At 53.4% G+C, this 13,412-nt stretch carries 11 protein-coding genes and 1 pseudogene; 3 read left to right on the top strand and 9 right to left on the bottom strand.

The genetic code is table 11. The features are described 5' to 3' along the window. Positions 1 to 127: 127 nt before the first annotated feature. A pseudogene (locus tag AAA927_RS02300) lies at positions 128 to 1,135 on the bottom strand (MFS transporter); the annotation flags it as partial. 239 nt (positions 1,136 to 1,374) lie between these two features. Here AAA927_RS02300 and AAA927_RS02295 point away from each other — a divergent pair. The 3 genes from AAA927_RS02295 to AAA927_RS02285 all read left to right on the top strand — a co-directional run bounded on the left by AAA927_RS02295 (position 1,375) and on the right by AAA927_RS02285 (position 5,141). Then, a complete protein-coding gene (locus tag AAA927_RS02295; protein WP_338215304.1) occupies positions 1,375 to 2,259 on the top strand; it encodes a phosphate ABC transporter substrate-binding protein in 885 nt (294 codons plus the stop codon). A 114-nt stretch (positions 2,260 to 2,373) separates the two neighbouring features. Next, complete coding sequence (locus tag AAA927_RS02290) at positions 2,374 to 3,837, top strand: MFS transporter (protein WP_435891504.1); 1,464 nt, start codon at positions 2,374 to 2,376, stop codon at positions 3,835 to 3,837. A 359-nt stretch (positions 3,838 to 4,196) separates the two neighbouring features. Then, positions 4,197 to 5,141: a hypothetical protein gene (locus tag AAA927_RS02285; protein ID WP_338215302.1), complete on the top strand. Its 945-nt coding sequence runs from the start codon at positions 4,197 to 4,199 to the stop codon at positions 5,139 to 5,141. 52 nt (positions 5,142 to 5,193) lie between these two features. Here AAA927_RS02285 and AAA927_RS02280 read toward each other — a convergent pair whose 3' ends face one another. The 8 genes from AAA927_RS02280 to ftsA form a co-directional block, all read right to left on the bottom strand. Next, complete coding sequence (locus tag AAA927_RS02280; protein WP_125581054.1) at positions 5,194 to 5,415, bottom strand: cold shock domain-containing protein; 222 nt, start codon at positions 5,413 to 5,415, stop codon at positions 5,194 to 5,196. Positions 5,416 to 5,417: 2 nt separating this feature from the next. Then, positions 5,418 to 8,204 (bottom strand): isoleucine--tRNA ligase, encoded by a 2,787-nt coding sequence (ileS, locus tag AAA927_RS02275; protein ID WP_338215298.1) that lies wholly within the window; start codon positions 8,202 to 8,204, stop codon positions 5,418 to 5,420. A 233-nt stretch (positions 8,205 to 8,437) separates the two neighbouring features. Further along, complete coding sequence (locus AAA927_RS02270) at positions 8,438 to 9,151, bottom strand: DivIVA domain-containing protein (protein WP_338215296.1); 714 nt, start codon at positions 9,149 to 9,151, stop codon at positions 8,438 to 8,440. Between the two features lie 40 nt (positions 9,152 to 9,191). Continuing rightward, a complete protein-coding gene (locus AAA927_RS02265) occupies positions 9,192 to 9,971 on the bottom strand; it encodes a YlmH family RNA-binding protein (protein ID WP_338215295.1) in 780 nt (259 codons plus the stop codon). After that, entirely contained in the window at positions 9,971 to 10,255 is a 285-nt protein-coding gene (locus AAA927_RS02260) for a YggT family protein (RefSeq protein ID WP_338215293.1), read from the bottom strand. Before AAA927_RS02260 ends, AAA927_RS02265 begins: the two co-directional genes overlap by 1 nt. Positions 10,256 to 10,266: 11 nt before the next feature. Continuing rightward, the gene (locus tag AAA927_RS02255) at positions 10,267 to 10,731 is read right to left on the bottom strand and encodes a cell division protein SepF (RefSeq protein ID WP_204119211.1); all 465 of its coding nucleotides are present in this window, start codon (positions 10,729 to 10,731) and stop codon (positions 10,267 to 10,269) included. A 117-nt stretch (positions 10,732 to 10,848) separates the two neighbouring features. Further along, on the bottom strand, positions 10,849 to 12,063 hold the full coding sequence (gene ftsZ / locus AAA927_RS02250; protein WP_338215289.1) for a cell division protein FtsZ: 1,215 nt from the start codon (positions 12,061 to 12,063) through the stop codon (positions 10,849 to 10,851). Positions 12,064 to 12,085: 22 nt separating this feature from the next. After that, positions 12,086 to 13,378 (bottom strand): cell division protein FtsA, encoded by a 1,293-nt coding sequence (ftsA, locus tag AAA927_RS02245; protein ID WP_338215288.1) that lies wholly within the window; start codon positions 13,376 to 13,378, stop codon positions 12,086 to 12,088. Positions 13,379 to 13,412: the final 34 nt, after the last annotated feature.

Genomic DNA, 13,412 nt, shown 5'->3' with positions numbered 1-13,412 from the left:
CTCTGTAACCAATACCGCCTTTCAAGTATTCAGAAACCACTTTTGCCTTTAATTCGTTACTATATTTGGTCACAAGAAATGCCCCACAATCGTTAGACTTCTTGTCTAACAATTGTAGGGCACTTCAGATGCCATAAGGACCTTTTTTATCTGAGAGACTCCCGGACAGTGGCGCAATAATCACCTGCACTACCGGGAAAAGCATCAGCAGATAGCCGGCAGTGGTGGCGGTCAAGCCCCGGGCATTTTCAAGGTAAAACGGCCAAATGACATTGGCAAAGAAGTTCGTAATGAAGATCAAGAAGCCCACCAGCAGCGAAATGGTGAATTCCTTATTCTTGAACAAGCCCAAAGATACCATTGGCTCAGGCACCCGGCGCTCAATCTGAATGAACGCTGCCAATGCGAGCACCGCCACAGCGAACGCGGCGAGGATACCAGGCTGGGTGAAGCCCACTTCCTGACCGATAAAAATGCCAAGAAATAAGCTCAGGATGAACACCACAAAGGCACTAAAGCCGAGCCAGTCAATCCGCGTCTTGGCCCGCGGTAAATCTTTCGGAAAGACGATTTGCCCCACGATCATGGTGATGATGCCCAGTGGCAAGTTAATCCAGAAAATGTACCCCCAAGGCAAGGCGCCCAGAATTAAGCCACCCAACCCAGGCCCGGCGATCGAGCCCACTGACACAAAAGAACCAATCAGGCCCAAGGCTTTGCCGCGTTCCCGCAGTGGAAAGACTTCGGTGATGATGCCATTGTTATTCGCCATCGTCATCGACGCCCCCAGCGCCTGCACCACCCGCGCGCCCAGCAGCAGCGCGAAGCTATGGTTGAAGCCAGCCAGCAGCGAGCCAATGGTGAACAGCACGGTGCCGATGCGGAAAATGCGAATTTTGCCGAAAATGTCCCCTAGTTTACCCATCATCAGCAGCAAGGCGCATATTACAATGAGGTAAATGGACACAATCCACTCCGCCACATTCATTTTCAAGCCCATATCTTGGCTGATCACCGGCAAGGCAATATTGACGATGGAGGCATCCAGCGTGGACATAATGGTGAACATCCCCACCGCGGTAATGATCCACCAGCGATTCTTCTGCACTTTAGGATCATCAACGTAATTTTGCATAAGGTTCTCCTTTAACGAAACAGTCAGGGGCATTCGCCGTTTGCGAATCGGTTGCGACCTGACCAAATATTCTTTGCTAGTATATCTGTGAATTTTCTGAAAATCAAATTTGGCTCACCGTGTCTTTACACATCTATTGCGAGAGCTTTACGACGGCTACGCAACAATTACGGCACTCATATCGATTATTTACTTTCAGCCTTTATGCTGGTGATATTCCACTAAGGGGGGAAACCAAAATGAAAAAAAGCATTTTACTACTCGCCGCCACGTTGACCTTAACCTTGGCCGCCTGCGGCAGTAAAACCACCAGCTCCGCCAGTACCGGGAAAACCAGTAGCACCAGCGGCAAAATTGTCGCTGTCGGCTCGACGGCCTTGCAACCGCTCGTTGAACAAGCGGCCAAACAATACCAAACCGACAACCCTGGCGTCGACATCACGGTGCAAGGCGGCGGTTCTGGTGCTGGGCTGAGCCAGGTCGCGGCGGGTGCGGTCACCATCGGCAATTCTGATGTGTTCGCGCAGGAAAAAGACGGCATCGATGCCAATAAACTGGTCGATCACCAGGTCGCGGTGGTCGGCGTCGCGCCAGTGGTTCACCCTGGCGTTGGCGTCACCAACCTCACTAGTGCCCAACTCGTGGGCATCTTCACCGGCACCATCACTAACTGGAAACAAGTGGGCGGTAAAGATCAAAGTATTGTCTTGATCAACCGCGCGCAAGGCTCTGGTACCCGCGCCACTTTCGAGCAGCTCGCCTTGAAGACCACCAAGGTCAAAACTGCCCAAGAACAAGACTCCAGCGGCACCGTGGCCAAAATGGTCGCTTCAACGCCAGGTGCCATTTCCTACCTGGCCTTCTCTGCCATCACCAAGGACGTCAAAGCCTTGGCGTTTAATGGCGTAAAGCCTACCGCCGCCAACGTTGCCACGAACGCTTGGCCAGTATGGGCGTATGAGCACATGTACACGAAAGGCTCGCCGAATGCCGCCACCGCGAAGTTCATCAACTACCTGCAAAGTAAAAGTGTGCAAGCTAAGCTCGTGACGCAGATGGGTTACATTCCCATTGTGGACATGCAAGTAGCCCGTACCCATGATGGTAAAATTGAAGACAAATAATGACTTAAGGCCTGGCTGCACTGCCAGGCTTTTTTGCGTCTAGACGCTTTCTTTCGATAAGCCTAAAATAATGATTAGACGATTTAACTCTGATAGCTAAAGGAAGCGCCACTTTTGACCAAACGCAACGTCATGATTGTCACCATCGCTTTGCTTCTATCCAATGTCATGTCCGGCATTGACGGCACCATTGTCAACACTGCCCTGCCCGCCATCATCGCCGACCTGCATGGCTTACAACTGATGGCCTGGATCGTGGCAGTCTTTTTACTTGGCACTGCAGTCAGCACCTTGCTGTGGAGCAAGTTCGGTGAACGCGTCGGCAACAAAACCGCCTATCAGTGGGCGACATTAGTGTTTGTCGTGGGGTCACTGCTCCAAGGCCTGGCACCCAATATTTGGCTACTGATTTTGACGCGGGGCTTGGCCGGCATTGGCAATGGCGGCATGATTTCACTGCCGTACATCATTTTCGCCCAACTCTATCCCAAGGTGCGGGAACGGATGAAGGCTTTAGCGCTGGTCTCGGCTTTTTACAGCTTCGCCACCATTATTGGCCCGCTGATTGGCGGCTTTCTGGTGGATTACCTCTCCTGGCACTGGGTCTTTTACATTAACGTGCCGATTGGTCTGCTCTCGGCAGCGATGGTGCAAGTCTTCTACCGTGCCCAGCGGCCCAGCCCTCGCCAAGCCCCGCTTGACCGCCGTGGCGCCATGCTGTTGGTGGGCCTTCTGGTCAGCTTGCTGGGCGGGATAGAGCTCATTGGCTTGACCTCGCTTTGGGTCGTCGGGTCGCTACTGGGCCTGGCGTTAGCTTGTGGCGCCGGCCTCATCATGACCGAACGGACAGCGCTGGATCCGGTCGTGCCTGCGCGCTTATTCCGTAATCACCGGCTAGTGCTCGACTTCGTGTTGTTCACCTTGATCTGGGGCGCCTTCGTGTCGTTTCTCACCTATGCCCCGATGTGGTCCCAGGGGTTGCTAGGCACGTCGGCCTTGCTTGGGGGCGCGACGCAAATTCCCGCCGCCTTCACTAATTTTGGCGGATCAGAAGCTGTGCCCGTGCTAAGGCGCCGGTTTAGTCCACATCAAACTTTGACCATTGCCATTGTGATTTTAACGCTGAGCTTCGTCGTGATGCGGCTACTGTCGCCAACTGCCCCATTTTGGCTTCTCCTCGTGGCCGGCGCTCTTGAAGGTTTCGGGAATGGGGCCTGCTTCAACGAATTGCAGGTCAAGGTCCAAGTCGACGCTGACCCTGCCGATATTCCAGTCGCCACTTCGTTTAGTTTTCTGATTCGCATGCTGAGCCAGACCTTCACTACCGCCATCTTTGGTCTGGTCATGAACCAGCACCTGGCGGCTGGGATCGCCAAACATCCGCAGATCACCATGAACATGATGAACAAACTCAGCGATGCCACCCAAGTTGACCAACTGCCTCATGCTTGGCTGCCCACTATGCGCAGCATCCTTTATTCCGGGCTCCACGCGATTATGCTACTGGCCCTGATTTTGATGCTGATTGCCTTGGCCTTGAATTTGCTGGCCCAATGGCGCGAACACCGCTTGGCCTAAGACCGCTCACCCCGCCTCCGCGTCGATGGAGGCGGGGCTCATTTTGCCTTTTTTAAGCCGGTCACTAGATTGACCGCGACCAGGTTGGTTAGCATTTGATGAAAGAATAACCGATTTCTCAGCTTAAAATTAGATTTAAATTAGATAGACGTTTTTCCCGCATGTTTTCGCGACTTCTAAATTTATAAAATATTTTTCGCCTTCTATTTGTATAAATCTCATATTAACCCGGATTGGTTGCCTTAAATACCCAATCAATTAAAATTATTCTCTTCGCGAAAAGTCACCTACCCCAACATAATTAGAGACAAATGGCAATAACGGTGGTATTCTGATGAGAAGATATTGGAGGCATGGGTATGAATGATGAACCGAGTGCTGCGCTTGGGATCGACGCGGCTATCAATTTACGTACTTTAAAACACCTGTATCACCAAGCGCTGGCTGGCCAAACCAGGCTGATGCAAATTCCGCAGCAAACCCAACTCGAACCACTGATTATGCAGCTTGCCGCCGTGGCGCCGCTGCATGAACTGGCCGTCATTGCGCCTAGCGGCAGCTTTCATGCCTTCAGCGCGCTAGTCGGCTTGGCCAAAACGATCAGCGCGCAAGGCACCGTGGTGAGTCTCACCACCGGCAATACCGTCCGGCTGTGCAATCAGTATCTGAATGAAAGTGCCACGCATGGCGCCAGTCTGCACGCCTTAACAGCCAGACTGGCCCTTTACGAGTGTTACCAGCCGCTAAAATTGCATCTCCTCACTGCGCGCTATGCCCAAGTTAGCATTAACCTGGTTGCCACCTCAGCGCTGTTCTCAACGCGGGTCGCAGCCAGTAGCGATTTGAATTTACTGGCGGTCAATCCCATTGGTGACGATTCATTGACCCCTTGGCATCAAATCGTTCAAACCGACCGGCACCCCGTCTACATCACAGCCGCCGGGGCTTCCACCACGCCAGTCGCCGAACCGGTGGCGCTTACTGTCAGCGAGCGCCAAGCGTTGTGGCAGGCGCAAGGGCCGGACCGCGTGCGCCAGGCGGTTAAAATTGGTCGCATCCGCTATACCGTCTTCGAGTACCAAGCACTGGCACTGGTCATTTATGACGCAGCCCAAGAACCTTTCACGGTGCACACCTTCCGCAATCGCGATGCCGCCATGATTGAAAAGCGCGCACAAAAACTCGGCCACCTCGATGCGCTTTACCGTACCCCAGTGAGCAATGATCACACGCTCACCACTTCAGCGGCCTTGCATAAATTCGCCCACCGGCTCTTTCAAGCGGCGCGTCATGGTCAACCCTAAACCAAGCAAAAACGGCAACCCATCTCGAAATGGGTTGCCGTTTGCTTTTGGCTTAAGCGCCGTAATTAGAATCCTCAACCACCGTCACATTGGCGGCTTGAGGGCCTTTGGCGCCTTCAACAATGACAAACTTCACTTTTTGGCCAGCGGCGAGGGACTTGAATCCGCCACCTAAAATGGCCGAAAAGTGGACATAGATATCTTGACTACCATCTTCAGGGACGATGAAACCGTAGCCCTGCTTTTCGTTAAACAACCGGACGCGGCCTAACATGATCAGGCCTCAAAGCCGTTGGTCACGGCTTCTGGGAAGTTAGCCGCCACAATCTTGGCACAACGCGCACACAAGGTTGGGAAGCGGTCATCACTGCCCACATCAGTCGTGGTCATGCGGCAGCGCTGGCAAACATCGCCAGCCGCATGCGCGACCACAATCGCGCCATCGTCAAACGAAACCGCATCAGCCGGCACGGTAGCGTCCTCACCAGCAACTGTGAAGCCGCTGGTAATCAAAAGTTGCATCACATTGGCATCCAGCCCAGCGAGCAGCTCGCGTAAGGCGGGCTTTGGATAAACCGTCACAGCCGCTTCCATGGACTTACCGATTAACTTGGCATCGCGGGCCATTTCCAAACTCTTTTGGACTTCAGCGCGGAACGCCATGAAGGCCCCCCATTGCTTCAGTAGCGCGTCACCATTGGCAAAGCTTTGGGCACTCGGCAGATTGCTGAGTGCGGCGTAAGCTTCCGGCTGACGCAGGTATGGCCAAACTTCTTCCGCCGTGTGGGAAAGAATTGGGGTCAGCAGCTTGGTCAAGTCAACCAAGGCCCGGAACATCACGGTTTGCATCCGGCGCCGCGCCAAACTGTTTTCAGCTTCAATGTAAACCACGTCTTTGGCAAAGTCGAGGTAGAAGGCCGACAGATCATTCACCAAGAAGTTGGAGATGGTCTTTTCCACGGTGGCGAAGTCATAGCGGTCGTATGCGGCCTTAGCGGCTTCGATCACTTGGTTCAACCGCACCATCAGATACTGATCGACACTACCGAGTTGATCATACGCAACGGTGTCCTTAGCTTCATCAAAATCACTGGTGTTGGCGATCATGAAACGCAGGGTGTTACGAATCTTGCGGTAAGCCTCTGAAGTCTGGGCAAAATTATCCATCGAGACGCGCACATCAGAAGAAGAATCCACCGTCGCCGCCCATAAGCGGATGATTTCAGCGCCGTACTGCTTTTCCACAACACCTGGGGCAATCGTGTTCCCCAAGGACTTGGACATCTTGCGGCCTTGACCATCCAAGGTGAAGCCCTGCGATAAGACCTGCTTGTAAGGGGCCATGCCGCGCGCTGCCACGCTGGTGATGATACTGGAATTGAACCAACCCCGGTACTGATCAGAGCCTTCCAGATATAAGTCAGCCGGATAGGTCAATTCTGGCCGCGCCTCAACGACGCCAGACCAAGAAGAGCCAGAGTCAAACCACACATCCATGATGTCGGTTTCCTTGGTGAACTCGCCATGCGGAGAATGTTCATTGGTGTAGCCTTCAGGTAGCAAGTCCTTGGCCTCGCGCTGTGACCACACAATGGAGCCGTACTGGCCGAACAAATCAGCAACATGATCGATTGTGGCTTTTTCCAAGATTGGGGTGCCGTCTTCGGCATAGAAAATCGGTAGCGGCACACCCCAAGCGCGCTGACGGGAAATGACCCAGTCGCCGCGGTCGCGAATCATGTTATACAGGCGGGTCTTCCCCCATTCCGGCGTGAAGTGCACCTGATCGATGGCAGCCAGAATCTGCTGACGGAAGGCATCGACTGAGGCAAACCATTGCGTGGTGGCCCGGAAAATCACTGGTTTCTTGGTCCGCCAGTCATGTGGATACGAGTGGGTAAAGAAGTCGAGCTTCAGCAGGGCGCCTTTTTCCTCTAGGGCCTTGGTCACCATCGGGTTAGCCTTGTCATAGAACACGCCGGTAAAGCCAGGCGCGTCTTCGGTCATAAAGCCCTTTTCGTCAACCACTGACACCACTGGCAGGTCGTACTTCATGCCAGCTTTGTAGTCATCTTCACCATGGCCAGGCGCAGTGTGCACCAGCCCGGTCCCCGAATCTAGGGTGACGTGATCACCTAAGATTACTAAACTGGTGCGATCATACAGCGGGTGCTGCGCGGTCATGCGGTCCATTTCCTTGCCACTAAAGGTTTTCAGGATTTGAACGTCCTGCCAGCCCAGCGCTTCTTTGACCACTGGCAAGCGTTCAGCTGCGACCACATACTTCTTGCCATCAGCTGCCACTTGGGCGTATTCAAACCGCGGATTAACCGCAATCCCGTAGTTGGCAGGAATGGTCCAAGGCGTGGTGGTCCAAATAATGAAACTGGTATCGCTGTCCAGCAAGCCTTTGCCATCGACTACCTTGAAGGCGACATAAATCGAAGGTGATTTCACGTCATGGTATTCGATTTCCGCCTCCGCTAAGGTTGATTCAGAGCTCCATGACCAGTAAACCGGCTTCAGGCCATGATAGATATAGCCTTTTTCTGCCATGGCGCCAAAGACGCGAATTTCCGCTTCTTCAAACTTGGGCTGCAAGGTGATATAAGGATGCTCCCAGTCGCCCAGGACGCCCAGGCGCTTGAAGTCGGTGCGCTGCTTGTCGATTTCCTTCATCGCAAACTGCCGGCACAGTTCCCGGTAATCCGCCATGCTCATTTCCTTACGGTGCACGCCTTTTTTGGCCAGCTGCTGTTCAATTGGCAAGCCATGCGTATCCCAACCTGGTACATACGGGGCACGGAAGCCATTCATGCTCTTATAGCGCACAATGATATCCTTGGAGATCTTGTTGAGCGCGTGCCCCATGTGAATGTTCCCGTTCGCAAATGGCGGGCCATCATGCAAAATGAAGGTGGGTTTCCCTTCATTCGCTTTTTGGCGTTCTTGGTATAAGTGATTTTCTTCCCAGGCTTCCTGCATCTTTGGTTCTTTATTCGGCAAGCCGGCGCGCATCTTGAAATCAGTTTTGCCCAAATTCAATGTGTCTTTGACTTTCATAGCGACTCCTCTCTTCCATACAAAAAACACCCGTCCCGATTAGGACGAGTGTTCACTCGTGGTACCACCTAAGTTCGAGCTAAAAAATAGCTCCTTCAGCAATCGATAACGGGATTACCCGGCGCAAGGCTTCGCTGAACTGATACCGTCAATTGACTTGCACTGGGCTTCCACCGTTCCCAGTTCGCTGTGGCAAGGGGCAACTGCCGACTTGTGTTCAGGCGTGATTGATTTTAATCTTGATCAGATTCGGCTGGCGCTTCGCTGGTGGTAGGACCATCCGTTGGCGCGTCAGTTTCTGGTTCATCTGTCGGGAAAACAATTTCGGTAAACTTGGTTTGACCGTCGGTGTCTTCAGCCGCCTCTGAGTTTACAGAATCTGACGCCTCGTTGTCAAGCGGCGCCGGCGTTTTGACCTGAGCCGGATCTAGATATTCGGCTGATTCTGTGGTGCTAGCCAACAAGTCTTTCCATTCTGGACTCTTAACCACTTCCAGCTGCGATTCAAGCATCACTTGCAGACGCTGACGGAAGACGCGGGTCTGGCGCTTAAGGTCTTCGGTTTCTACCGTGATCTTCTTGGCCTTATCCGAAGCATCGCCAACGATATGGTTGGCCTTGTCGGTAGCATCGGTCAACATGTCCTGAGAGGTCTTCTCGGCCTTCTGCTGAATCAAGGCGGCTTCGGTTTCCGCATTCTTCTTGACCTTATCAGCGGCTTCTTGCGCCACAATAATCGACTGGTTCAAGGCATCCTTCAAGTCAGTGAAGTACTTGTTCTTGTCTTGCGCCTCTTGCAGCGCTTTTTCGGTTTCTTCATTTTGCTTCAACAGCGCCGTGTAGTCCTTGATGATCTGCGAGAGAAAATCGTTGACCTGGTCTTGATCATAACCGTGGAAGCGAACGTTGAATTCCTTATTGTGAATATCTAGTGGACTTAATGCCATGGTGGTACCTCCTCGTTATTGGGCCTGCATCGCGCAGACGTTATTTGTGAATGACCTCAGTGGCCAAGCGCTGCTTACCTTTTTTACTGATGCCGAGCAAGGCTGTGATGCGGACGCGGCCGAACCCGCGCACCGAAATCAAATCGGCTTGCCCCACTGGTTCATCAGGGCGCGTCATCACCTCAAAGTTCAGGCGTACTTTTTGGGCTTCAACCAAGGCCTTCGCCCGCGCGCGCGACATATTGAAGGCGTGAGCGACCAAGCTATCCAGCCGCAAAGTGGTGACGGAAAATTCAAGTGGCTGCCAATCATTGGCTGGTGTCACCACCTGATCGAGGCCAATGGGTTCCAGCCGGACGCCAATCCGGCCAATTTTGGTGATATTGCTTTGAACCCAATCACTCATCGTCTGCGTGGTAAACAGCTGCCAGCGCTGACCATCGGTGATGATATCGCCAAAGGCCGTGCGTTTGATGCCAGCATTGGCCATGGTGCCCAGCACATTACTGTGATGCATTTCGGCAAATTTTTCCGGATAGTTGATTTCTAAAGGTGCCACCTCAAAATCAATCAAATCCGGCGCGAAATACGCCGGGGCAAAAATGATGCGGGCCCGTTCAGCGCCAATATAACCGCCAAAGACATGGCATTTCACATCGCCATCACTGCCGGTCAGCACCCGCGCAATGTGGATCTGACGCGGATCCAGAAAATCTGTCAGCACCGGCCGATACTCGGTGGCCGCCAAGTTCAACTGTTCTGCCAGTTCATCAATCAGCGGGGCCTCGTCTTTGCGAAAATGCTGATAAATGGCATCCATCAGGACATCACCCGCATCAAAATCGCATTAAAAATGGTGTTCAGGCCGCCGCGCAAAAGATCCAGCACGAAAAAGGCAATCAGCGGTGAAAAGTCGAGCCCCAAAATCGGGGGAATGATGCGAAACAGGTTCAGCCACGGGCCAACCACGCGGCCCAGGAACTGGCCGAACCGGGATTGATACGCCCCAGGAAACCACGACATCAACACATAAATCACCATCAGCACCATGTACACATACAAGGCATCATTAATAATCGTAAATAACCAAGCTAATGCGGTCAAACAGACGCCTCCTAGCCTAAATCGATGTCGTCATCAGTGCCCAATGTGGCCGCCAAGCTGCCATCAATCTGGAAGTTCGCCGGGGTGACCAAAAAGATCATTTGCCCGATGCGCTTAATCTCACCATGAATGGCAAACACCGTACCGGTCAGAAAATCAACGATGCGTGTCGCATCAGCCGATTCAATCTGGTCAAAGTTGACCACGACGGCCCGGTTGTTCATTAAGTGGTTCCCGATTTCTTTGGCGTCAGAATAAATGCGTGGCTCATACACCACGATTTTGGCGGTTTTTTCTGTTGGTTCGCCCATCGCCACCACCTTGTTCGTGCGATAGTTGGGCTTGGCCGCAGGTTTTGCCTGCGGAGCGGGACTGGCCGGGGCGGCTGTTTCCGCTGGCGCACTGGTCAAATCATCCTCATCGGGATCCATCGCAAAGAATTGACTAAATTTGTTGCCGATTTTTTCAAGCACCATATGCTTTCCTCCTCACCTGGCGTTCTGCACCAGATAGACAAAAACCGATACCAGCAGACGCCTCAGCGTGTCGCTAGTGATCGGCTTGGCGCAAGCGCCTAGAGCTTAGGCTGGTGATTATTGACGCCGCAACTTGAAGAATGGCGGCTGGTCGTCGCCTTCATCAGGCTTGGCCTGATCATCTGGCTGGCTTTCGAAGATATCGAACTCCTGCTTCTTTACATGATCAAAGTCCGCATCTTTCTCAGCTGGCTTATCGCTAGCTTTCGGTTCGCGGCGCAAATCCCAGTGCACGAAAGGATCATCGGCACTCTTGGCTGGTGCTTCCGTGGCCGGGCGCGCAGCTTGGCGGCGGCGACTGTTATCCTGGGTCCCACCTTCATCGATGCCAGTGGCAATCACCGTGACCACCACTTCATCGCCCAGGTCTTCGTTGATGGAAGTCCCGAAGATGATGTTGACATCGCTAGAAGCGGCCTGCGCCACAATGTCGGAAGCGTCTTGCGCTTCAAACAAGGACAGATCTGGTCCGCCAGTGATGTTAAGTAAGACATTCTTGGCGCCATCGATGGAAACTTCCAGCAGCGGGCTGGAAATGGCCTTTTTAGTCGCCTCGACGGTGCGGGTTTCACCAGTGGCGGAACCAATGCCCATCAGCGCGGTGCCTTGGTTGGCCATCACGGTTTTGACATCGGCGAAGTCCAAGTTGACATAGCCAGGGCTGGTGATCAAATCGGAAATCCCTTGCACGCCTTGGCGAAGCACATTATCAGCGGCATGGAAGGCCTCCAGCATTGGGGTCTTCTTATCCACGATTTCCAGCAAGCGGTTATTGGCGATAATCACCAGGGTGTCCACTTGTTCTTTCAACTGGGCAATCCCTTCGGCCGCATTCTTGGCGCGCTTCGGGCCTTCAAAGGTGAAAGGCCGGGTCACCACCCCAACGGTCAAAGCGCCAAGATCCTTGGCGACTTTGGCGACCACTGGGGCCGCGCCGGTACCGGTGCCGCCGCCCATCCCGCAGGTGACAAAAATCATGTCAGCGCCGGTCAAGGCATTTTGGATGGCCTCTTCGCTTTCTTCTGCCGCTTTTTGGCCCACATCAGGGGTGGAACCAGCGCCCAAGCCGCGGGTCAATTTCGGGCCGAGCTGAATTTTTGTTTCGGCGTCCGAATTGGACAGGGCCTGCACATCGGTGTTAGCGGCGATGAATTCAACGCCTTTGACGTCTTCGGAGATCATGCGGTTCACGGCATTGCCGCCGGCACCACCAACCCCGATGACCTTGATCACTGCACCGGTATCTTTATCTGTATCAAGTGAGAATTCCATTGTCGTTCCTCCTAAATAGGGTTTATTCGAAGAAATTGCCGAAGAAGCGTTTCAAAGCTGAAGCCTTTTTCGGTTCATCGCTGGTGGGTTCAGCGGGTTTAGCCGGCACCTTCGTTGGCGCCTGTGCCGCCGGCCGCTCATTGGCAGCTGGCGGATTAGGCAAGACGCTGGCGACCAACAAATCGATGTCCGTCAGCTGCGAAGCGTAGGTGATGAGCCCCAGCGCCGCGGTGAAAGCCGGGTGCCGCAAGCCCATTTCATCTGGGATATACCGCTTCACCGGATGCTGGAACACATCCTGGGCCAGTTCGGTAATCCCAGGTAGCGCCGCATTGCCCCCAGTGATCACAATGCCACCAGGTAACGCGAAGGCATCAACGGCCTGCAAGGCTTCATTCAAGCGGGTTAAGATTTGCGTCAGCCGCGCTTCAATGATTTCGGCCAAATATTTCTCTGACACCATGATGGGCTCGGTTTTGCCTACCACTGCCACAGGGAAGGTGTTGTCTTCGTGAGTGGCTAAGGAGTCGGCAGTGCCGTAATCACGCTTGAGCTTTTCCGCATCGGCGTAACCGGTGTTCAGCACCACGGAAATGTCCTTGGTGACGTACTCGCCGCCTTCTTGGTCCACATCGGTGAACTTCAGCTTATGGTCATGAATGACTGCTGCGGTGGACTGGCCGCCGCCTAAGTCAATCAAAATGGTGCCAAAGTCCGCTTCACCATCGCTCAGCGCCACTTGCGCTTGCGCCAGCGGTGAGACGACGACATTGCGTAGCGTCAAGCCGGCTTTTTCAATCGCCTTTTTCGTGTTATGTAACACCGTTTTCGGCGCGGTGAACAAGATACCATGCATTTCCAAGCGGACGCCGATCATGCCGCGGGGATCTTTGATGTCGTCAAACCCGTCAACAATAAACTCGGTTGGCGTTAAGGATAACATCTCCCGCTCTGGCGGGAGGTTCCGGACCAAGGCCGCGGCCGCCACGGCGCGCACGTCGTTGTCAGTGATTTCTTTGCTTTGATCGCCAACTGCAATCATGCCAGTGACACTTTCGATTTGCAGCATGTTCGCTGGGACCCCAACGACGACTTGTTGGATCTTGATACTTGCTTTTTCTTCTGCTTGACTGACAGCTTGCCGAATTGCTTCAGCGGCCTTGTCAATATCCACGATCACGCCGCGCGATAATCCTTGCGACCTGGAACTGCCCACGCCAATAATGTTCAGCTGACCTTGCACAAGCTCGGCCACAATCACTTTTATTGAGGTGGTCCCGATATCAAGCCCTACATAGATGTCTTGATTTTCCATGACCACGGAACCTCCTTGCTACCTGTTTTTTAAT

It is taken from the genome of Lacticaseibacillus salsurivasis (assembly GCF_036246225.1).
Classification (GTDB): domain Bacteria; phylum Bacillota; class Bacilli; order Lactobacillales; family Lactobacillaceae; genus Lacticaseibacillus; species Lacticaseibacillus salsurivasis.
The sequence above is the reverse complement of the archived record's forward strand: the minus strand, read 5'-3'. Positions and strand labels throughout refer to the sequence as shown.